This window comes from Rhizobium sp. YJ-22 (assembly GCF_029601685.1).
In the GTDB taxonomy this organism is placed as follows: Bacteria; Pseudomonadota; Alphaproteobacteria; order Rhizobiales; family Rhizobiaceae; genus Metarhizobium.
The window spans coordinates 456,720-476,865 of sequence record NZ_JARRIR010000002.1 but is presented as its reverse complement, the minus strand read 5'-3'; the positions used below and the strand labels follow the sequence as shown (position 1 = coordinate 476,865).

Sequence of the window (20,146 nt, the reverse complement as noted above, 5' to 3'; positions counted from 1 at the left end):
ACGAAATCAGGGATTTTACGGGATCGTTCGAATTTTAACGATTCAGCAAACTTTCTGGCAACCGGTCCTTGTCATCATGGCTGCAAGATGACGGCCTTGGAACATGACGGTTCCGAATCCTGCGGCATGAGGCCGAGGCCGCATCTGTTCTTTTCTCGACCTGCTGCCGCAACCGATCTGTCAAGAAAGCGGAATCGCGAGTTCCCGCAAGGGATTGGGCGATTCGCTTCACGCCTTGTCTGATCTTTCTCCCCGTTCCTCCGCCTGAGGGCCACGTTCCCTTTGCGGACCGTGGCTCTTTTTTTCGGCGGTCAGCGCGCCGGCTTGGCGCGGCGGGCGCGGCTTTTCGACGGCAGGGCCGGCTTTTTCGGCAAGGGCACGGAAATCGGCAGAGCCGGCGGCGCCGGTTCGGCGAGCGGCGCCGTTTCGATGGTGGCGATCGCCGTCAGCGGCATCGATGCGGGAAGGGCGGGCGCTTCGCCTTCTACCGCGATGTGGTCGTCGGTCGGAGCGGCGTCATCTGCCTTGACTTGCGGCGTTTCCGGGGCAGCGATGGTCTCGACCGGTTCCGGCACGGTTTCCGCCGGCGCACTGATCGGATCGGCGGCGAGAATCTCGCGCAGCACATTGGTGACGTCGATATGGCCGGGGACATCGGTGTTGGTGTGATGCCAGGCGCCGGAGACCTTGCGGTCGGTGGCGATGAAAGGCTGGGAATTCATCTCCCCATACCAGTCCCACTGGCCGATGACGTCGATGACGCGGGTAAAGGCCGGCGGCATGGCGATCTTGCCGCCGAAGGTGACGATGCGCGCCGTATCGGCGATCGCCTGGATGCGGGCGGCATCGATATCCCGGAGCTTGGTCAGCGCCTCGGCAAGCAGGCTATTGCCGCGCGAATGGGCGGCGAAAAGCGCAATTTTCGCGCGCGGGTCGGCGAGCAGCGCCAGAACGGTCTGCATGTCGCGGCAGCGATCCTTGCAGGCGCCGGCAGCGGCGTTCTTTTCCGGATCGACGCCGTAATGCGGCCGGCCGGACAACGCGTCGATGCTTTCGAAACCATGCCGCACCTGGCCGAGCCAGCCGAACAGGAAGGAACCGCCCATGGCCTCTCCGATGGCATCCGCCAGACCATAACCGGGTACGACGGTGGCGACCGGTTTGCCCACCGCATCGGCGACATTGCGGGCGAAGGCGGCGGCGCCCAGCGCCGAGCCACCGGCGCCGGCCAGCGCCAGCACCGAGACATCGGACCCGCCGCGCAGGAAGAATTCATCGAGCGTATCGCATAGCGTCAGCGATCCCGCCCCGCTCGGCGGCACGATCAGCAGAGAGCCGACAGCGGCCAGCGAATCCGAGATGTAGAAGGCCTCTTCCGGGGTTACGACCTTGATATCGTAGAAGAAGGCGTCGAGGGCCGTGTTGCGTTGCCGCAACGGCTCCAGCGACAGGTTGCGCAGCGGCGCATGCTGAAGACGCTCCGGCAAGCTGAGAAAGCGCGCAAAGCGCGTCAGGTTGTAGGTGAATGCGGTCTGGAACATGCGTGCTGGCTCCGGGCTGGCGATCACTTCCGATAGTGTCGCATACCCGTTCGCAATTGCCAACCTCTTTGCTGCGATGCACCTAAAGCATGTGCTGAAATATGCCGTTATATCGTCTGGCGTAGCGCTTCGCCGACGATCATCGCCGCCGACATCGCGACATTGATCGAGCGCTGGCCCGAGACCATGGGAATGAGGATGCGGGCATCGGCGGCCTCATGCACGGCATCGGGCACGCCAGCGCTTTCGCGTCCGAACAGCAGGACATCGTCCGGCCGGAAGGCAAAATCCGTATAGCGCCCGGCTGCTTTGGTCGAAGCGAGCACCAGCCGGCGGTTTTCGGCCTGCCGCCAAACTTCGAAAGCGGCCCAGTTGACGTGGCGGCTGAGGGTCACGGCAGCGAGGTAATCCATGCCGGCGCGCCTGAGATTGCGATCCGACAGGTCGAAACCGGCGGGCTCGACGATATCGACGCCGAGGCCGAGGCAGGCGGCAAGTCTCAGGACCGTGCCGGTATTGCCCGGTATGTCCGGCTGATAGAGCGCAATCCGCAGGCGCGTCATATGGGTGTCTCCTTCAGACTATCGCTGCGCATAAAGCATGTCGCGCAAGAACATGCAGCGGTTTTGCGATGGCGACGCACGAAAATAGCCGATTTGAAACGCAAGGCGCGACATGGGAGATTGCGATCGGCATCGACCGGCATGCACGCGGGACCTGTGGCCGGGCTGCAACGCCTGCGCGCCGGGCTTCAGGAAATCCGCACATTTTTTCGCCATCCCTCTGTGCAAAACTTTTGGACTGCGATACAAAGCCGCATCTTCAACGCCGTTTCAGGGAGGGTTCCATGGATATTGTTATTCGCCTGCTCCTCCCAAAGGCTGCCGGATGGCGGCAGGCGTAACGAGCGAATCTTCGCTTTTTCTTTCCTGATTTCATTTCAATCCGTCGCCGGGAACAGGTGTCCCGCGATCGTTTCCGGACCCTGCCGCCCCACGCCCTAGCCGTGTCGCGGTAACCTGTCCGGACGGATCATTGGAGCTTTTCATGTTTGGCTGGTTCGAACAGCGACTCAATCCGTTTCCGTCCGAGGAGCCCGGCCTGCCCCCGAAGGGGCTGGTGGCCTTCTGCTGGCATTATACGAAGCCCGCCTGGCCCTGGCTGCTGCTACTCGGTTTCTGCTCGATGCTGATCGCGCTTTTCGAGGTGTTTCTCTATCAGTTCCTCGGCAATATCGTCGACTGGCTGTCCTCGGCCGACCGCGCCACCTTCCTTCAGAACGAAGGCCGCCACCTGTTTTGGATGGCGGCGCTGCTGCTCATCGGCCTGCCGCTGGCGGGGGCGGTGCATACCGTGACCATGCATCAGGTTCTGGCCGGCAATTTCCCGATGATCGCCCGCTGGCAGATGCACCGCTTCCTGCTGCGCCATTCGATGACCTTCTTCGCCAACGAGTTCGCCGGCCGCGTTTCGACCAAGGTGATGCAGACTTCGCTCGCCATCCGCGAGGCGGTGATGAAGATCATCGACGTCTTCGTCTATGCGGCGAGCTTCTTCATATCGATGCTGGCGCTGGTGTTTGCCGTCGACTGGCGGCTGGTGATCCCGCTCGTCGTGTGGCTGGTGGCCTATGGTCTCATCCTGCGCCATTTCATTCCCAAGCTGCGCCGTCTCTCCAGCGAGCAGGCCGATGCCCGCTCGATGATGACCGGCCGCGTGGTCGACAGCTATACCAATATCGCCACCGTGAAGCTGTTCTCGCATGCGGGGCGCGAGGAGGATTATGCCCGCAACGGCATGGATGCCTTCCTCGGCACGGTGCATCGCCAGATGCGGCAGATCACGCTGCTGAACATCCTGGTCGACATCAACAATGCCATCGCCCTGTTTTCGATCTCGGCGGCGAGCATCGCATTCTGGCTGAACGGCACGGTGTCGGTCGGCGCCATCGCGGTCGCCATCGGACTTGCCATGCGCATCAACGGCATGTCGCAATGGATCATGTGGGAGATTTCGGCGCTGTTCGAAAGCATCGGTACGGTCTATGACGGCATGAGCATGATGACCAAGCCGCATGACATCGTCGATACCGGCGATGCCCGGATGCTGGCCGCGCCGAAAGGGGCGATTCATTATGACCGGATCCGTTTCCATTACGGCAAGGACAAGGGCGTCATTCAGGATCTGACGCTGGATATCCGCGCCGGCGAGAAGGTCGGCCTGGTCGGTCGCTCGGGTGCGGGTAAGACAACGCTGATGAACCTGCTCCTGCGCTTCTACGATCTCGAATCCGGCCGCATCACCATCGACGGGCAGGATATCTCGACGGTGACGCAGGACAGCCTGCGTGCGCTCATCGGCGTCGTGACGCAGGATACGGCGCTGCTGCACCGCTCCATCCGCGACAATATCGCTTATGGCCGTCCCTCGGCGACCGATGCCGAGATCATCGAGGCGGCCAAGCGCGCCAATGCCTGGGAGTTCATCTCCGGACTCGAGGACATGCACGGTCGCAAGGGACTGGATGCGCAGGTCGGCGAGCGCGGCGTGAAACTTTCCGGCGGCCAGCGCCAGCGCATCGCCATCGCCCGGGTGTTCCTGAAGAACGCGCCGATCCTGATCCTCGACGAGGCGACCTCGGCGCTGGATTCCGAGGTCGAGGCGGCGATTCAGGAAAACCTGTTCGCGCTGATGGAGGGCAAGACGGTGATCGCCATCGCCCACCGCCTGTCGACGCTGACGGAAATGGACCGCCTGATCGTGCTCGACAAGGGCGCGATCATCGAGACCGGCACTCATGCCGGCCTGGTCGCGGAAGGCGGCATTTATGCCGACCTGTGGAATCGCCAGTCCGGCGGCTTTCTGGCCGACCAGACGGCGGCTGGCGAGGATGGGGAAACCGAGGCGGCGGAATAATCCGCTGCCTCGTCAACCAAAAACCAGGGAGGGGACACATGACCGACGAGGACCGGCTGTATCGCGATGCCGATCTGGCGCGCTTTTACGACATCGACAACGGCTGGGCCGACGATCTCAGCTATTGCCGCGGATTGGCCGAAGGCTGCGCCAGCCTGCTCGACCTCGGCTGCGGCACCGGGCTGTTCGGCGCGACGATGGCAGCCACCATGCCGCGCGTCGTCGGCGTCGATCCGGCGCAGGCGATGCTGGATATCGCCGCCGCCCGTCCAGGCGGCGACAAGGCCAGATGGGTGACGGCTGATGCGCGCAGCGTCCGGCTTGGCGAAACCTTCGACCTCATCGTCATGACCGGCCATGCCTTCCAGGTTTTCCTGATCCGCGCCGACCGACTGGCCGTCCTGAAAACCATTGCGGTACACCTGTCGCCGCAGGGCCGTTTCATCTTCGACAGCCGCAACCCGGAATTGGAGGAATGGCGCGAATGGACGCCGGCGCTTTCGGAACGTCAATTCACCCATCCGCAATTGGGCGAGATGTTCGCGTGGAACGACGTCTCCCACGATCCCTCAACCGGCATCGTCACCTACCAAACGCACTACCGCCACCTTGTCGACGACCGCACCGATTCCGCCTCCTCACACCTCGCTTTCGCGTCGCGGGCGGAAATCGAGGAACTGGCGGGCGAAGCGGGCCTGAGCGTCGAGCGCTGGCTGGGGGACTGGAAGGGTGCGGTGTGGGCGGAGGATGCGCCGGAGATCATTCCGATCGGAAGGCTGGCAGTGTAAACGACAAAAATCCGCCCGGTAATACCGCCGGGCGGATTGTCAATTATTGGACGTCCTTCAAACCGGCATGCTGAAGCCGAGGAGTTGAGCTAAGCCGGGACCATCGGCGGTATCCGGCGCATGCAGGCCGACTAACTTGATGCCGATATCGCTGCCATAGTCGCCGCCTTGGAAGACATAGAGGCCAGTCTCGTTGCCGTCCATGTAGTCGAAGGCGACGGTTTCGCCCTGTTTGACGACATTGTCGTTTGAGAGATACTTAAGAGCGGCATTCAGCAGATCCCCGGACAGCGCCACAGAGATTTTATTGCTCGCGTCGGTCACATGTCCAATACCGTTAACGACGTCGACATTGTAGCTTTTGTCGCCAAAGCTGAAGCTTTGGCCCTGCACATTGGCCACAATCTTATGGTCCGGCAGACTGAGGTGATCCATCTTGGTATCGAAGCCGAAGACCTTGTCTTCGTGGCCGATATCGGAGTCGGTGTGAACATCGTGTTTTATTGGCTCAACGGCGCTTTCGGCGATCACTTTGGCATGAGCGAGGTCAGCGTCGGATTTCACTTTGTTCTCTGAGGTCTCCGCATCGGCCGCGGCAATCTTTTTGGCCTGTGCGTCGTCCAATTTATCGTTTGCTTTGTTCAACTCAGTTTGCGCATTGGCTTTGGCATTATCCGCCTGCTTTTGATATTCATCGATATATGAGTGAACCTTGTCGAGGAAGCTTGCCAGCTTGAAGTCTTTTACATCAGGAATAGCATCCAGAATGTTTGTCTTCAGATCCTGGGGAATGATCTTGCTTGTTTCGATATAGGTCCGCAGGCCGAGCAGCGTTATCTGGTTAACGCCTAGAAGCGCAAAGACCTTGTTGATTTCCTTATCCAGCAAGCTTACGGCTTTGCTCAAAGCATCAGCAACCTTGTCGGCCGCTTCGGCGACCTGCAACGTAATCTTGGCTTCCTTTATCTCTTTCTCGGCGACTGCCAGATCTTCTACAGCCTTGTTCAAGGCGGTTCTTGCGTCTACAGCATCGCGTGCGGCTGAGGCAGCTTCGAGGACAGTTCTAACGGCGAGATCGGTAACGCCGTTGACCCGAATGTTATCGACGCCCGATGAACCGCTTTCGATGTCAATGGTATCGGCGCTGAGACCGCCTTCGATAGAGTTCCTGCCCGAAGCCGTCACATGGATGGCCTGCGTCCCTGCGGAGCCGGAAATACAGACGGAGCCTTCGCCACCAATCTCATGTGTCGATGCCGTTTCAGCATCCATTGAAACGCGAAGGTTGTCTTTCAGCACCAGATCCGCCGGCAAGGCTTTGTTGGCAATCTGTACGGCCCAGTTTACCGCAACGGAGCCTTCCGGAAATGTTGCCGCCACGCCGCTGCGTTCGCCGGTCAGCAGGCTCGGCTTCGGTGTCCAATCGATGGTCGGCTCCAGCGATAGCAGGTCAACAGGCGTGACCATTTTCTTCATCGGCATTTCCATGCCGCCGGTTTGGCCGAGGGTGATTGCGCCGGTGGCGTTGCCGCCGAAGCTGATGCCATCCACGCTCATGGTTCTCGACATGTCATTCGAAGGCGGCGCGCTTTTGTGAATTTCAAACGTGGTCTGCGTTCCGCCGCCAATGCTACCGCCCGTGCCTGTATCGCCGACAGGCGCTTGGCCCTGGTTCTGAACAACCTTCAGGATCGCTGCATCGGCTTTTTCGGCAGTGCCCGGATCGGTCTTGGTGACCGCGGTGATGAAATCGCGGCCGATCTGGGCGGCGGTGTTGCCCCTATAGGCGTCGATTTCGAGTTGCAGGTCGAGATGGCTGGTGAAGATGTTGGCGGCGTCGATCTTGGCCTTGACGGTAACCAGGTCATCGCCCTGCGCGCCATCAAGGATGGCAATCGCGATATTGTTGATGGTCAATTCACCCGAGGCAAGCTTGGCGAGGAAGAAGTCGATGCCGGTCTTTTCGCCGTCGCGACCGAACAGCGACTTGTAGATCGAATTGACGACCTGTTCGTTGCTCATGCCTGTGAAGCGGCTTTGATACTCGCTTGTTTTCGTCAGGTCTCCGATGCCCCTGAGATCGGCACCGTTCTTGGCGACGCCGTTGAAATAAGCCAGACCACTCGGATCGGCAGGACGCCCGAACAATGCGACATAGATACCTTGGATGCTGGCCATGGTTAATACTCCCTGAACACCATTTGGAGCTATGTACCCAGGTTCAAATTAGTTAATCAATCGTAAAACGTTGGATTAGTTAATCCGCCCAAAATTGTTCGATAATATCCTGTGTCAAAGTTTATCGCGCTGATCGATTTCTTCCGATCCCGAAAAGAATTATACACCAATGATTGTTTATTCGATCGTATTGGTTGTGAATTGATTTTGAGAGAAGAAAAAATCGACTCTGGTCATGACGATTGTCAAATGGCATGACTTGTCCGATTGCAATGGTATCGTCGAATTTTGGGCGTCCCGTTTCGATCCCGGCGCATGCCGAAACATGCGGCGGATACACACCTTACGAAAATATAATCCGCTCCATGCTTTGTCGGTGGGTTGGAAAGGGCCTATATCGCCGGCATGATCATGCGCGCGATATTTCAGCTGTTCGAAAACTGGATCGATCCCTATCGGCGTAGCGGCGATCTGCAGCCGCCGCGGGAGACGCTCGGGTTCATTCTCTTCTATCTGAGACAGGCCAAGGCGCCGTTTTTCGCCATGCTGGTCGTCGGCGGGCTGGTGGCGATGGTGGAGGCGGGGCTGTTCTGGTCAGTCGGGCTGCTGGTCGATATGCTGGACGGCGCGCCGAAGGAGGCGGGCTGGGACGGGCTGCTTGCCATGCATGGCGGGGCGCTGGCCGCCATGGCGCTGTTCGTGCTTGTCGGGCGCATGACGGTGGTGGCGCTGAATGCGTTGCTGGAAGAGCAGACCATCGTTCCGGGCTTCTTCAACATGATGCGCTGGCAGGCCTATGTGCACGTGGCGCGTCAGTCGCTCTCCTTCTTCCAGAACGATTTTTCCGGCCGCATCGTCTCGAAGGTCTGGGCGGGCGGGCAGGCGACCGGCGATCTCATGGTGTCGCTGTTGCAGGTCGTCTGGTTCATCCTGATCTATGCGCTCTCGACCATGGCGCTGGTTGCGGCGCTCGACTGGCGGCTGGCGGCGGTGATCGCGGTCTGGCTGGTCGGTTTCGGCTTCATCGCCCGCCATTTCGTGCCGCGCATCCGTCGTCTCGCCCGCGCCTCGGCCGAGGCGTCTTCGATGCTGAACGGGCGGCTGGTCGATTCCTATGCCAATATCCAGACGCTGAAACTCTTCGGCCGCGAGACCGACAACGACCATTATGTGCGCGACGGCTTCGACCGTTTTCAGCAGGCGGTGATCGCCTTCACCCGGCATATCACCGGTGTGCGCATCGCGCTTTCCTTCCTCTCCGGCCTGATGATCGCAACGATCGGCTTCCTCTCGATCGACCTGTGGTTTGCTGGCGCGATGACGGCTGGCGGCGTTGCCTATACGCTGGGGCTGGTGCTGCGCCTCAACATGCTGCTCGGGCGCATGATGACCCAGTTCAACGCCATCATGCGCAATCTCGGCACCATCCAGAACTCCGCCGAACTGATTTCGCAGCCGATCCGCCTCGTCGACCGGCCGGATGCCGGTGACCTCAAGGTGACGCAGCCGGAAATCCGTTTCGAAAACATCACCTTTCATTATGGGCGCGGCAAGGGCGTCATCGACGACCTGTCGCTGACCATCCGTCCGGGCGAAAAGGTCGGCATCGTCGGCCGCTCGGGGGCGGGCAAGTCGACGCTGGTCAACCTACTGCTGCGTTTCTACGATCTCGAAAGCGGCCGTATCCTCATCGACGGACAGGATATCGCCGGTGTGCGCCAAAGCTCGCTGCGCGCCCATATCGGCATGGTGACGCAGGATACGGCGCTGCTCAACCGCTCGATCCGCGACAATATTCTCTTCGGCCGCGCCGATGCCAGCGAGGAGCAACTCCTCGAGGCCGTGCGCAGGGCCGAAGCCGACCGCTTCATCGGGCAGGTGCAGGATCAGCGCGGCCGCAAGGGTTTCGATGCTCATGTTGGCGAGCGCGGTGTGAAACTTTCCGGCGGCCAGCGCCAGCGTATCGCGATTGCCCGTGTCATGCTGAAGGATGCGCCAATCCTGGTGCTGGACGAGGCGACCTCGGCGCTGGATTCGCAGGTCGAGGCGGCGATCCAGTCCAATCTGGAAAAGCTGATGCAGGGCAAGACCGTGCTGGCCATTGCCCACCGCCTGTCGACCATTGCCAGCCTCGACCGTCTCGTAGTGATGGATCGCGGCCGCATCGTCGAGCAAGGCACGCATCAGGATCTGATCGCCCGTGGCGGACTTTATGCCGACCTCTGGTCTCGCCAGTCCGGCGGCATGATCGCGGCCGATTTTGGCGACGAGGAGGGCGGTGAACCACAGCCGGCTCCTGCACTGCATAATTTCTGAAGACGTGACAGGCTTCAGGTGAATCATGCAATATTTTTAGGGTGTTACGGCGCTTTTTGCGCGTCGTTCGTGATGTTTGGCGCTGCAATGGCGAATTGCGAAACCAGTCCGTAATGGTTCGAGCCGAAGGCGTCGGGGATGCGTCGTGTCTCGATCAGTTCGGCCGGCTGCCTTGCAAAGACGTGGTCGATGGCGATGCCATAGGCGCCGGCGCGGATCGGCCAGGTGCGCGGTTCGCTCGGCGCCGTGGTCAGGCCGCCATTGCGGATGAAGGCCTGCATGTCGGGCGCGATTATATCGGAGTTGAAGTCGCCGGCGACCAGCAGCGGCCCCTCCGCCGCCTCGATCAGCTCGCCCAGATTGTACAGTTCCTCGTCATGATAATGGTCGTAATAGGGCTTTGTCAGGTGGGTAGCGGCAATGTTCAGCTTCTGGCCGGCGAATTCGATGCGGGCGAGCGCAAACCGGTTCCGGCGCAGGTCACTGAGGCTGGCCTTCATCGTCTCGACGAAGGGGCGGCGCGATAGGAGCAGCAGGTCGCAATCCTCGCCGCCGGTCTCGCAACCGATCCGGTGCGGGAAGAGGCGCGCCAGGCGATCGAGCTGCGAAAACAGCGGTCTCGCTTCCAGGATCACCGCCACATCGGCGCGTGAGGAGAGGATATAGTCGGCGATCCTTTCGCCGTTCTCGCTGTTGTCGCCCATGATGTTGAAGGACAGCAGCCTGAAATGCGGTGCCGCCAGCGCCTGCGGGCTGGGGTCGCGGCGGAATTCCTGCAGCATGATCAGCGCATGCACGACCAGCGCCGCCGCCCAGGCCAGCAGGAAGACACCGTAGACATGCCGGCGCAAGGCGAGCGCAACCACCGCCCCGGCCAGACAGGCGAGCGTGGCATGCAATTGCAGGCTATAGAGAAAGGACAGGGGCCAGGATTCGCGCAGGTAGCGCAGCGAACAGGCCGCCAGCACCAGCGTCAGCAGCACGCACAACACGCAATACAGGGTCGATCTCATCGGCGTTTGTCCGGCGGGGAAACAAGGGGCGGGTCAGGAGCCGCGATACCACGCCCGATTGCCGGCTTGCAATGCGGCAGGGCCCCATCGGGCATCGGCCGGCGATTCTTCGTTTGCTCGATCTTCGGCGGCATCCCGATGAAATCGCCGCAAAATTGGCCTGGGAGTTGCCCGAAATCAAAGACGTTGAAAAAAGTGTGTCCGAATTCCGCGACATAGTGCCCGGAGCCCTTGTCGACACTGGACATAATTTGCGATCAAGCATAGAACGCGCCGGATTGCCGGGGAATCTGTGGCCGAATTGTGTCCGCTCGGATTCGCCGGTTTGGGGGCAATGCGTTATTGCGAAGATTTGCGCAGAGGATGGTTTAGCCGTGAGCGAACACGAGACGACAAGCGAAACCCTTGGCGAGCCTACTCGCCGTGATTTCCTGTATCTGACCACGGGGATGGCGGGTGCCGTCGGTGCCGTTTCGGTTGCCTGGCCGTTCATCGACCAGATGCGCCCGGATGCGTCGACGCTGGCGCTCGGCGCCATCGAGGTCGACGTCTCCAGCCTGACGCCCGGCATGTCCCTGACCGTCAAATGGCGCGGCAAGCCCGTCTTCATCCGCAACCGCACGGACGACGAGGTCAAGGCAGCCAAGGCTGTCGAGCTTTCCGACCTCAAGGATCCGATCGCGCGCAACGCCAATATCGCGGCCGACGCACCGGCGACCGATATCGATCGCTCTGCCGGGGAGAACCGGGAGAACTGGATCATCATGGTCGGCGTATGCACCCATCTGGGCTGCATTCCGCTCGGACAGGCCGGGGACTTCGGCGGATGGTTCTGTCCCTGCCATGGTTCGCACTACGATACGGCCGGTCGAATCCGCAAGGGTCCGGCGCCGATGAACCTGGCCGTGCCGACCTTTTCTTTCGTCAAAGATACAGTGATCAAGATCGGTTAAGGGGATACTGATTCTATGAGTGGTCATTCAAGTTACCAACCAGCGACCGGCCTTGAAAAGTGGATCGATTCCCGCCTGCCATTGCCGCGTCTTGTCTATGACAGCTTTGTCGCCTATCCGGTTCCGCGCAACCTGAACTATGCTTACACGTTCGGCGCCATGCTGTCCGTCATGCTGGTCGTGCAGATCCTGACCGGGGTCGTGCTGGCCATGCATTATGCCGCCGACACGTCGGTCGCCTTCGTGTCCGTCGAGAAGATCATGCGCGACGTCAATCACGGCTGGCTTTTGCGCTATATGCATGCCAACGGCGCATCCTTCTTCTTCATCGCCGTCTATCTGCATATCGCCCGCGGCCTGTATTACGGTTCTTACAAGGCACCGCGCGAAATCCTTTGGATCCTCGGCGTCGTCATCTATCTGCTGATGATGGCGACCGGCTTTATGGGCTACGTCCTGCCCTGGGGGCAGATGTCTTTCTGGGGCGCCACCGTCATCACCGGCTTCTTTTCGGCCTTCCCGTGGGTCGGCGAATGGCTGCAGCAGTTCCTGCTCGGCGGCTTCGCGGTCGACCAGCCGACGCTGAACCGCTTCTTCTCGCTGCATTACCTGCTGCCCTTCATGATCGCCGGCGTCGTCGTGCTGCACGTCTGGGCCCTGCACGTCACCGGCCAGACCAACCCGACCGGCGTGGAGGTCAAGACCAAGACCGATACCGTGCCTTTCACGCCCTATGCGACGCTGAAGGATGCGCTCGGCGTCTCGGTCTTCCTGATCGTCTATGCGTGGTTCGTCTTCTACATGCCGAACTATCTCGGCCATCCCGACAACTACGTCATGGCCAACCCGCTGAAGACGCCGGCCCACATCGTTCCGGAATGGTATTACCTGCCGTTCTACGCGATGCTGCGCGCCATCACCTTCAACGTCGGCCCGATCGACTCCAAGCTTGGCGGCGTTCTGGTGATGTTCGGTGCGATCATCATCCTGTTCTTCCTGCCCTGGCTCGATACCTCGAAGGTCCGCTCGGCTGTCTATCGCCCGTGGTACAAGCTGTTCTTCTGGCTGTTCGTCGCCAACGCCATCATGCTCGGCTGGCTCGGCGCCCAGCCTGCGGAAGGCATCTTCGTCGTCCTGTCGCAGCTCGGCACGCTCTATTACTTCGGCTTCTTCATCGTCGTGATGCCGCTGCTGGGGTTGTTCGAGACGCCGCGCCGCCTGCCGAACTCCATCACCGAAGCGGTTCTGGAAAAGAACGCGGCGACGGCGAAGGCCTGAGACAAGCGACTGAGAGGGAATCACATCATGAAAAAGCTTGTAACAAGCATCCTGTCGCTTGCTGTCGTCGCCATCATCGGCTTTGCGGCTCCTGCCTTCGCCGAAGAGGCGAAGGGGGATGCACATGCGGAAGGCGGCACGCCGCATTATCCGATCCATCATCCCAAGCAGGAAAGCTGGAGCTTTGCCGGCCCGTTCGGGCACTACGACAAGGCTCAGCTTCAGCGCGGGCTGAAGGTTTATTCGGAAGTCTGCTCCGCCTGTCATTCGATGAACCTGGTGCCGTTCCGCATGCTGGAGCATCTCGGTTATTCCGATGCCCAGGTGAAGGCTTTCGCCGCCAATTACGAAGTGCAGGACGGTCCGAACGGCGACGGTGAAATGTTCACCCGCAAGGCGGTCCCGTCGGATCACTTCCCGTCGCCCTATCCGAATCCGGAAGCGGCCGCCGCCGCAAACGGCGGTGCGGCTCCGCCCGATATGTCGCTGCTCGCCAAAGCGCGCGGCGTTACTCGCGGCTTCCCGCAGTTCATCTTCGATATCTTCACGCAGTATCAGGAAGGCGGGCCGGATTACATCTACTCGCTGCTGACCGGCTATCAGGATCCGCCGGCCGGCGTCGAAGTGGCCGAGGGCACGCATTACAACCCGTATTTCGCCAACGCCGCGGCGCTTGCCATGGCGCAGCCGATCAGCAACGACCAGGTCACCTATGAAGACGGCACGCCGCAGACGGTCGACCAGTATGCGAAGGATGTCGCCGCATTCCTGATGTGGGCCGCCGAGCCTCATCTGGAAGAGCGCAAGCGGACCGGCTTCATGGTCATGGTTTTCCTGGTGATCTTCACCGGCCTCGTCTATCTGACGAAAAAGTCGGTCTACGCCAACAAGGAACACTGAGACGTTCAGGTTTCCGGTTTGAAAAAGGCGGCCTGCAGGCCGCCTTTTTTGTTTGGCCAGCCGGTCCGCAATTGATAGTGTCTGGCGTAACCCGGTTGCATGTCCGGCAAACGCGCCTGCGGCGCGGCTGCTGCCGGAGGTGCCCGATCAAGACACGGATGAGTGTTTTCATGACCTTGACTGCTTCGGATCTCGCCAGCTCGATCCGTTCCATCCCGGATTATCCCAAGCCGGGCATCATCTTTCGCGATATCACCACACTGCTCGGCAATCCGCGCACTTTCCGCCGCGCAGTGGACGAATTGGTGAACCCCTATGTCGGTTCCAAGATCGACAAGATCGCCGGCATGGAGGCGCGCGGCTTCATTCTCGGCGGCGCCGTCGCCCACCAGCTTTCGGCCGGTTTCGTGCCGATCCGCAAGAAGGGCAAGCTGCCGCACGAAACGGTGCGAATCGCCTACAGCCTCGAATACGGGGTTGACGAGATGGAGATCCATCGCGATGCGGTGCAGCCCGGCGACAAGGTGATCCTGGTTGACGACCTGATCGCCACCGGCGGTACCGCGGTCGGCGCGGTGCAGCTTCTGCGCCAGATCGGCGCCGACGTCATCTCCTGCTGCTTCGTCATCGACCTGCCCGACCTCGGCGGCCGGCAGAAGCTGGAAGCGCTCGGCGTGGAAGTGCGCACGCTGGTCGAGTTCAGCGGGCATTGACCCCGCTTTATCTCAGGAAAATTCCAGCACGGTGCTTTCGAAGCGCACGACGAGATCGCCGCTCTGGTTGGCGCCTTCGCACAGGATGGTGTTCATGATCCAGCCGGGACGCGAGGATAGGTCTCGGCTGGCCTTCAGGGTCACGAAATAGGTGATGTCATCACCGGCATAGACCGGGCGCAGCCAGCGAAGGTCGCGGAAGCCGGGGGAAGGACCGAGTTTTGGCGGTGCGATGCCGCGCTCTTCCAGCCGTCGGCATTCTTCTTTCCAGAAATCGAGGAAACTGCGCATCCATAGGGCGCATGTGTGCCAGCCGGACGCGCACAGGCCGCCGAACAGGCTGCTCCTGGCCGCTTCCGCATCGATATGGAAGGGCTGGCCGTCGAAACGGCGGGCGAAGCGGATGATGTCCTCGGCGCTGAAATGCTTGGTGGCCAGTTCCAGCCGCATGTCCGGATAGAGATCCTGCATCCTCATGCGCCGGCCTCCGGGCTTGTCGCCATGCGGAACATCACGGAATTTTCCGACAGCGCCACCAGTTCGCCATGCTGGTTCTCGGTCTCGTGGCGCAGCTTGACGACGCCGATGCCGGGGCGCGAATGCAAAGGCCGGGCGCTGACCACCACCGAGCGGCCGGACAGCGTATCGCCTGCCAGCACCGGCTTCTTCCAGTCCATCAGGTCGATGCCCGGCGAACCCTGGCAGGTGGAATTCAGGATATAGCTGTCGATCATCATCCGCATGGTCAGCGCGCTGGTGTGCCAGCCGGAGGCGGCGAGGCCGCCGAGAATGCTGTCCTTGCCGGCGTTTTCGTCGAGATGCATCGGTTGCGGGTCGAATTCCCTGGCGAATTCAATGATATCGGCCGCCGTTACCGCAATCGGCCCGAGCGGAAAGACCCGGCCGGGCGTAAAGTCTTCATAAGTGTATGTCGTCACGTGCATATCCGTCCCGTTTGCGACGCACAATGGCGAGGGCGGCGTGGTTTGGCAAGGGTGCATGGCCTTGTCAAAGCGTTGCGTCCGGGTAAGGTGGCGCCGAATTGAGCATTCCCGCTTTCTCTGAATCGTGAGAACGCATCTCACCCTTTGCTTTTTCGCATTTCCGAAGGAAAACCGCTTCGCACTGTTCCTGGAAATGCTTTATGGGGCCTTATTCATGCAGACATTGAAATCCGTGCTCGACGGCGCCGCCGGCGAGGGCATTATCTCCGGTGACCAGGCCGGCGCGCTTTTGCCCTATATGCAGGCGCGCGGTGTCGTGCTCCGGCCGCCATCTGCAGCCTTGGGCGACATTGCCGGGCCCGGCGAGGCGCATGTGGTCGCGCCAGTGGAGGATACCGAAGCGCCGCGCTTCATTCGCGGCTTTCACGATGTGCTGATCACGATCGGCGTCTGCATCGTCATGGCCGGAATATGGGGCGTGGGCTCGCTGTTCGGCGTATTGCCGGCAGTGATCGTCCTTGCGGAAATCCTCGTGCGGCGGCAGCGGCTGGCCCTGCCGGCGGTGGTGCTGACGCTGATTTTCGCGCATTGGATCTTCATGGCCAGCATCGTGATGCTCGAGGACAGGCTCGCGCCGGACGCGGATCCGATGCTGCATTTCGTGCTGACCATGGCGCCCTTTGCGCTGCTGATGGCGCCTTTCTATCTGCGTTATCGCATTCCGTTGGCGCTCAGCCTGTGGATCGTGTCGCTGGTGGCTATCGCGGCCGGACTGCTGTTCCTCGGGCTCTCGCGGGCAAGCGGACAGGCGGACTTCATCAGCGTGCATCCGTCGCTCTCCGCGGCGATCTTCTTCGCCGGTGCCCTGGTGCTGTTTGCGGTGGCGATGCGCTACGATCTCTCCGATCGCTTCCGGGTGACGCGGCGCTCGGATGTCGCGTTCTGGCTGCATCTAGCGGCGGCGCCGGCGCTGCTTTATGCGATGCTGGCCCTGGTTTTCCTCGGCGATTTCAATAACGGCGCCCTGTTCAACGCTGAAAAAGGCCTGCCGGATGCGTTGATCGTCGTCGCTATCGTTGCGGTGTTCATGACCATAGGCCTGGTCATCGACCGACGTGCCTTCGTCACATCGGGGCTGGTATCGCTGGGGCTGGCGACCGCAAGCCTCTTGCAGAAGACGGCGGCCGCGCCGGAAACCTATGTCTTCGCGACGCTGCTGATCGTCGGGCTGGTGGTGCTGACCATCGGCGTCGGCTGGCCGCATTTCCGTCGCTTCGCGGTCACGCCGCTACCGCTGATCTTTAAAGAAAAACTGCCGCCTCTTCGGTGAGAGGCGGCAGCGATTTTAAGGCAGGTGAGGCTTCGACTCAGGTGTTGAAGCGGAAGTGGATGACGTCGCCGTCCTGCACCACATATTCCTTGCCTTCGTCGCGGCCCTTTCCGGCTTCCTTGGCGCCGACTTCGCCCTTGTAGGCGATGTAATCGTCATAGGCGATGGTGAAGGCGCGGATGAAGCCGCGTTCGAAATCGGTGTGGATGACGCCGGCGGCCTGCGGGGCCTTGGTGCCGCGCACGATGGTCCAGGCGCGGGTTTCCTTGGGGCCGACAGTGAAATAGGTGATGAGATCGAGCAGGTGATAGCCGGCGCGGATCAACCGGTCGAGGCCCGCTTCCTCTAGGCCAAGCGCGGAGAGGAATTCGGCCGACTCTTCTTCCGGAAGCTGGGCGACCTCGGATTCGATGGCGGCCGAGATGACGACGCATTCGGCGCCCTGTTCCCTGGCCATGGCGGCGACGGCTGCGGTGTGGGCATTGCCGGTCGCGGCGTCCGCCTCGGCGACGTTGCAGACGTAGAGAACCGGATGCGAGGTCAGCAGGTTGAGGCCTTTGAGGATCTCGATCTCTTCCGGCGCCAGCGTCTTCAGGAGAAGGCGGGCCGGCTTGCCCTCGTTCAAAAGCTTGACCACGGCTTCCATGATCGGAAGCTGGGCGATGGACTCCTTGTCCTTGCCGGTGGCGCGCTTGCGGGTCTGCTCGACGCGGCGCTCCAGGCTTTCGAGGTCGGCGAGCATCAACTCGGTCTCGATCGTATCGGCATCACCCACCGGGTTGATGCGGCCCTCAACATGGGTGATGTCGTCGTCCTCGAAGCAGCGCAGCACATGCACCACGGCATCGACTTCGCGGATATTGGCGAGGAACTTGTTGCCGAGGCCTTCACCCTTGGATGCGCCGCGCACCAGGCCGGCGATATCGACGAAGGAGATGCGGGTCGGGATGATCTCCTTGGAGCCGGCGACCGTCGCCAGCGCCTTCATGCGCGGATCGGGCACGGCAACCTCGCCGGTGTTCGGCTCGATGGTGCAGAAAGGATAGTTGGCGGCCTGCGCGGCGGCCGTCTTGGTCAGTGCATTGAAGAGGGTCGACTTGCCGACATTCGGCAGGCCGACGATACCGCATTTGAAGCCCATGGTCTTGAAACCCGTTTCTGGAAAACTGTCTGTGCTGCCTTTTGCGGAATGGCCGGGGGAAGGTCAAGCCTTGCGGCCGAAAACCTTGCCCGAGGACGCCGGGCGGGGCAATATCGTCGAAACAGGTCCATTTTTCGACGTAGGGGAAGCTCATGGCCGGCAGCAGCACCCAGTTGAAACCGAAGCTGGCGACCAGACCCAGGGTCGAACGCCCCAAGCTCTACAAGGTCATCCTGCTCAACGACGATTATACGCCGCGCGATTTCGTCACCATGGTGCTGAAAGCGGTTTTCCGCACTGGCGAGGAAGCGGGGCGGCGCATCATGATCACCGCCCATCAGAAGGGCTCCTGCGTCGTCACCGTCTGCCCGCGCGATGTCGCCGAGACCAAGGCGAAGGAAGCGACCGATCTCGGCAAGGAGGCGGGCTTTCCGCTGCTGTTCACGGCGGAGCCGGAAGAATAGGGCCTAATCCTCACCCTTCTTGGAAAACATCCGCTTGAGCATGTCCGCCATCGGGCCGGAGGCGGGCAGGGGCTTTGTCGCCGCATTCGGCCGCGCCTGGCGAATATGCGACTGTCCCGCCGGCTTCTTCGGGGCGGGCGCCGGCTTGGCCTCATCGGGCTTGCCGCCGGTCGCCAGCGTGATGCGGTTCATGAATTGCGAATCCTCGCCCTTGACCAGCATGGCGGCATTGTCGGCGACAGCGTCGAGCAGCGGCTCCAGCCAGGCGGCGTCGGCCTTGGCGAAATCGCCGAGCACATGGCCGACCACGGCTTCCTTGATGCCGGGATGGCCGATTCCGAGGCGCAGGCGGCGATAGTCCTTGCCGCAATGGGCGTCCAGCGACTTGATGCCGTTATGGCCGCCATGGCCGCCGCCGGTCTTGATGCGCGCCTTGCCGGCGGGCAGGTCGAGCTCGTCGTAGATGGCGACGAGATCCTTGGGGGCCAGCTTGTAGAAGCGCATTGCCTCGCCGACGGCCTCGCCGGACAGGTTCATATAGGTCAGCGGCCGGATCAGCAGCACCTTCTCGCCGCCCAGTTCGCCTTCCGAGATCTCGCCCTTGAACTTTCTCGACCAGGGCGAAAAGGAATGGCGGCGCTGGATGGCATCGAGCGCCATGAAACCGATATTGTGACGATTGCCGGCATATTGACTGCCGGGATTGCCGAGGCCGGCGATGACGAGCATGAACGGACTCCTCTTTGAGTTCCGGAGCAATTCCAGGAAAGCGGTTTTCCGTCCGGAAATGCGACAAAGCAAAAAGGCGCCCTGCCGGGGCAGGACGCCTTATAGGCGTTCAAACGGAAGCGGCTATTACTCGCTGGCTTCTTCCGCCATGCCGCCGGCCGGGGCAACGATCGTGGCGATCGTGAAGTCGCGGTCGCCGATGACGGGCGAGGCGTTGGCTGGCAGCTTCACATGCGAGATGTGAACGGCATCGCCGACCTTGAAGCCGGACAGGTCGACGGTGATGAATTCCGGGATGTCGTTGGCCGGAACGTGCAGCTCGACTTCGTGACGAACGACGTTCAGCACGGCGCCGGTCTTGATGGCCGACTTCTCTTCGTTGATGAAGTGAACCGGAACCTGAACCGTGACCTGGCTGTCGGCGGAGACGCGCAGGAAGTCGACATGCATGGTGAAGTCGCGCACCGGATCCAGCTGATAGTCCTTCGGCAGGACGCGGATCTTCTCGCCGTTGACGTCGATGACGGCAACCGTGGTCATGAAACCACCGCCATGGATGCGCTTGGTGACTTCGTTGGTCGACAGCGCGATGGAAATCGGGGCCTGCTTGTCACCATAGATGACAGCGGGAATGAAACCGTTGCGGCGAAGTTCACGGGAGGACCCCTTACCGACCCGTTCGCGCGCCTCGGCCTTGAGCTCGTAAGATGCGTGGCTCATGGCATATCCTTTCGAGGTTGTTTGGAGAGCCCGGCGGTGGCAAGATGCCTGTGTTCCGCTGGACCGGAGACGGTCCGAAAACCTTCTCATCCGCGGTGCCTCCAAGGGTGTCTGCGCGGACGGGCGGGCTATAATACACAATGCCCGATAAGGCAAGCCTTGCGCGGGTTTTGCCGATCCGTGCCGTTTTGCCTGTTGTTCCGGACGCTTTCACGTTGACAG

The 20,146-nt window shown here is 61.2% G+C and carries 18 protein-coding genes; 9 read left to right on the top strand and 9 right to left on the bottom strand.

The genetic code is table 11. From position 1 onward, the window contains the following. Positions 1-311: 311 nt before the first annotated feature. Positions 312-1,541 carry a hypothetical protein gene (locus P7F60_RS06925; protein WP_277916976.1) on the bottom strand — a complete coding sequence of 410 codons (1,230 nt, stop codon included), beginning with the start codon at positions 1,539-1,541 and terminating at the stop codon, positions 312-314. 107 nt (positions 1,542-1,648) lie between these two features. Then, positions 1,649-2,104: a tRNA (cytidine(34)-2'-O)-methyltransferase gene (locus tag P7F60_RS06920; RefSeq protein WP_277916975.1), complete on the bottom strand. Its 456-nt coding sequence runs from the start codon at positions 2,102-2,104 to the stop codon at positions 1,649-1,651. 484 nt (positions 2,105-2,588) lie between these two features. Here P7F60_RS06920 and P7F60_RS06915 point away from each other — a divergent pair, with 484 nt between their 5' ends. Together P7F60_RS06915 and P7F60_RS06910 are read left to right on the top strand one after the other, a co-directional pair. Further along, the gene (locus P7F60_RS06915; RefSeq protein ID WP_277916974.1) at positions 2,589-4,457 is read left to right on the top strand and encodes an ABC transporter ATP-binding protein; all 1,869 of its coding nucleotides are present in this window, start codon (positions 2,589-2,591) and stop codon (positions 4,455-4,457) included. 38 nt (positions 4,458-4,495) lie between these two features. Then, positions 4,496-5,245 carry a class I SAM-dependent methyltransferase gene (locus P7F60_RS06910; RefSeq protein ID WP_277916973.1) on the top strand — a complete coding sequence of 250 codons (750 nt, stop codon included), beginning with the start codon at positions 4,496-4,498 and terminating at the stop codon, positions 5,243-5,245. 57 nt (positions 5,246-5,302) lie between these two features. Here P7F60_RS06910 and P7F60_RS06905 read toward each other — a convergent pair whose 3' ends face one another. Continuing rightward, on the bottom strand, positions 5,303-7,423 hold the full coding sequence (locus P7F60_RS06905; protein WP_277916971.1) for a DUF4214 domain-containing protein: 2,121 nt from the start codon (positions 7,421-7,423) through the stop codon (positions 5,303-5,305). Positions 7,424-7,828: 405 nt separating this feature from the next. Here P7F60_RS06905 and P7F60_RS06900 point away from each other — a divergent pair, with 405 nt between their 5' ends. Beyond that, a complete protein-coding gene (locus P7F60_RS06900) occupies positions 7,829-9,739 on the top strand; it encodes an ABC transporter ATP-binding protein (protein ID WP_277917202.1) in 1,911 nt (636 codons plus the stop codon). Between the two features lie 44 nt (positions 9,740-9,783). Here P7F60_RS06900 and P7F60_RS06895 read toward each other — a convergent pair whose 3' ends face one another. Next, positions 9,784-10,752 carry an endonuclease/exonuclease/phosphatase family protein gene (locus tag P7F60_RS06895; protein WP_277916970.1) on the bottom strand — a complete coding sequence of 323 codons (969 nt, stop codon included), beginning with the start codon at positions 10,750-10,752 and terminating at the stop codon, positions 9,784-9,786. A 374-nt stretch (positions 10,753-11,126) separates the two neighbouring features. Here P7F60_RS06895 and petA point away from each other — a divergent pair, with 374 nt between their 5' ends. The 4 genes from petA to P7F60_RS06875 all read left to right on the top strand — a co-directional run bounded on the left by petA (position 11,127) and on the right by P7F60_RS06875 (position 14,596). Next, the gene (gene petA / locus P7F60_RS06890; RefSeq protein ID WP_277917201.1) at positions 11,127-11,705 is read left to right on the top strand and encodes a ubiquinol-cytochrome c reductase iron-sulfur subunit; all 579 of its coding nucleotides are present in this window, start codon (positions 11,127-11,129) and stop codon (positions 11,703-11,705) included. A gap of 15 nt (positions 11,706-11,720) precedes the next feature. Then, complete coding sequence (locus tag P7F60_RS06885; protein ID WP_277916969.1) at positions 11,721-12,983, top strand: cytochrome b N-terminal domain-containing protein; 1,263 nt, start codon at positions 11,721-11,723, stop codon at positions 12,981-12,983. 27 nt (positions 12,984-13,010) lie between these two features. After that, the gene (locus tag P7F60_RS06880) at positions 13,011-13,883 is read left to right on the top strand and encodes a cytochrome c1 (RefSeq protein WP_277916968.1); all 873 of its coding nucleotides are present in this window, start codon (positions 13,011-13,013) and stop codon (positions 13,881-13,883) included. A 170-nt stretch (positions 13,884-14,053) separates the two neighbouring features. Next, positions 14,054-14,596 carry an adenine phosphoribosyltransferase gene (locus P7F60_RS06875; protein ID WP_277916966.1) on the top strand — a complete coding sequence of 181 codons (543 nt, stop codon included), beginning with the start codon at positions 14,054-14,056 and terminating at the stop codon, positions 14,594-14,596. 12 nt (positions 14,597-14,608) lie between these two features. Here P7F60_RS06875 and P7F60_RS06870 read toward each other — a convergent pair whose 3' ends face one another. Together P7F60_RS06870 and P7F60_RS06865 are read right to left on the bottom strand one after the other, a co-directional pair. Then, the gene (locus P7F60_RS06870) at positions 14,609-15,073 is read right to left on the bottom strand and encodes a MaoC family dehydratase (RefSeq protein ID WP_277916965.1); all 465 of its coding nucleotides are present in this window, start codon (positions 15,071-15,073) and stop codon (positions 14,609-14,611) included. Continuing rightward, positions 15,070-15,534 carry a MaoC family dehydratase gene (locus tag P7F60_RS06865; protein ID WP_277916964.1) on the bottom strand — a complete coding sequence of 155 codons (465 nt, stop codon included), beginning with the start codon at positions 15,532-15,534 and terminating at the stop codon, positions 15,070-15,072. The genes P7F60_RS06870 and P7F60_RS06865 overlap by 4 nt, the downstream gene beginning before the upstream one ends. Positions 15,535-15,754: 220 nt before the next feature. Here P7F60_RS06865 and P7F60_RS06860 point away from each other — a divergent pair, with 220 nt between their 5' ends. Continuing rightward, positions 15,755-16,870 carry a hypothetical protein gene (locus tag P7F60_RS06860; RefSeq protein ID WP_277916963.1) on the top strand — a complete coding sequence of 372 codons (1,116 nt, stop codon included), beginning with the start codon at positions 15,755-15,757 and terminating at the stop codon, positions 16,868-16,870. A gap of 37 nt (positions 16,871-16,907) precedes the next feature. On the opposite strand, the gene ychF is transcribed toward P7F60_RS06860, so the two are convergent. Continuing rightward, positions 16,908-18,011 (bottom strand): redox-regulated ATPase YchF, encoded by a 1,104-nt coding sequence (gene ychF / locus P7F60_RS06855; RefSeq protein ID WP_277916962.1) that lies wholly within the window; start codon positions 18,009-18,011, stop codon positions 16,908-16,910. A 152-nt stretch (positions 18,012-18,163) separates the two neighbouring features. Here ychF and clpS point away from each other — a divergent pair, with 152 nt between their 5' ends. Next, a complete protein-coding gene (gene clpS / locus P7F60_RS06850) occupies positions 18,164-18,475 on the top strand; it encodes an ATP-dependent Clp protease adapter ClpS (protein ID WP_277916961.1) in 312 nt (103 codons plus the stop codon). A gap of 3 nt (positions 18,476-18,478) precedes the next feature. Here the strand turns inward: clpS and pth are convergent, their stop codons facing one another. Next, positions 18,479-19,204 (bottom strand): aminoacyl-tRNA hydrolase, encoded by a 726-nt coding sequence (gene pth / locus P7F60_RS06845; protein WP_277916960.1) that lies wholly within the window; start codon positions 19,202-19,204, stop codon positions 18,479-18,481. A gap of 126 nt (positions 19,205-19,330) precedes the next feature. Then, positions 19,331-19,924: a 50S ribosomal protein L25/general stress protein Ctc gene (locus P7F60_RS06840; protein ID WP_277916959.1), complete on the bottom strand. Its 594-nt coding sequence runs from the start codon at positions 19,922-19,924 to the stop codon at positions 19,331-19,333. Positions 19,925-20,146: the final 222 nt, after the last annotated feature.

Excerpts from the sequence above, each read along its gene's own strand:
- P7F60_RS06860 (WP_277916963.1), top strand. The coding sequence starts at position 15,755 with ATGCAGACATTGAAATCCGTGCTCGACGGCGCCGCCGGCGAGGGCATT.
- P7F60_RS06895 (WP_277916970.1), bottom strand. The coding sequence starts at position 10,752 with ATGAGATCGACCCTGTATTGCGTGTTGTGCGTGCTGCTGACGCTGGTG.
- clpS (WP_277916961.1), top strand. The coding sequence starts at position 18,164 with ATGGCCGGCAGCAGCACCCAGTTGAAACCGAAGCTGGCGACCAGACCC.
- P7F60_RS06920 (WP_277916975.1), bottom strand. The coding sequence starts at position 2,104 with ATGACGCGCCTGCGGATTGCGCTCTATCAGCCGGACATACCGGGCAAT.
- P7F60_RS06915 (WP_277916974.1), top strand. The coding sequence starts at position 2,589 with ATGTTTGGCTGGTTCGAACAGCGACTCAATCCGTTTCCGTCCGAGGAG.
- P7F60_RS06875 (WP_277916966.1), top strand. The coding sequence starts at position 14,054 with ATGACCTTGACTGCTTCGGATCTCGCCAGCTCGATCCGTTCCATCCCG.
- P7F60_RS06840 (WP_277916959.1), bottom strand. The coding sequence starts at position 19,924 with ATGAGCCACGCATCTTACGAGCTCAAGGCCGAGGCGCGCGAACGGGTC.
- pth (WP_277916960.1), bottom strand. The coding sequence starts at position 19,204 with ATGCTCGTCATCGCCGGCCTCGGCAATCCCGGCAGTCAATATGCCGGC.
- P7F60_RS06885 (WP_277916969.1), top strand. The coding sequence starts at position 11,721 with ATGAGTGGTCATTCAAGTTACCAACCAGCGACCGGCCTTGAAAAGTGG.
- P7F60_RS06905 (WP_277916971.1), bottom strand. The coding sequence starts at position 7,423 with ATGGCCAGCATCCAAGGTATCTATGTCGCATTGTTCGGGCGTCCTGCC.
- P7F60_RS06870 (WP_277916965.1), bottom strand. The coding sequence starts at position 15,073 with ATGAGGATGCAGGATCTCTATCCGGACATGCGGCTGGAACTGGCCACC.
- P7F60_RS06910 (WP_277916973.1), top strand. The coding sequence starts at position 4,496 with ATGACCGACGAGGACCGGCTGTATCGCGATGCCGATCTGGCGCGCTTT.
- ychF (WP_277916962.1), bottom strand. The coding sequence starts at position 18,011 with ATGGGCTTCAAATGCGGTATCGTCGGCCTGCCGAATGTCGGCAAGTCG.
- P7F60_RS06880 (WP_277916968.1), top strand. The coding sequence starts at position 13,011 with ATGAAAAAGCTTGTAACAAGCATCCTGTCGCTTGCTGTCGTCGCCATC.
- P7F60_RS06925 (WP_277916976.1), bottom strand. The coding sequence starts at position 1,541 with ATGTTCCAGACCGCATTCACCTACAACCTGACGCGCTTTGCGCGCTTT.
- P7F60_RS06900 (WP_277917202.1), top strand. The coding sequence starts at position 7,829 with ATGATCATGCGCGCGATATTTCAGCTGTTCGAAAACTGGATCGATCCC.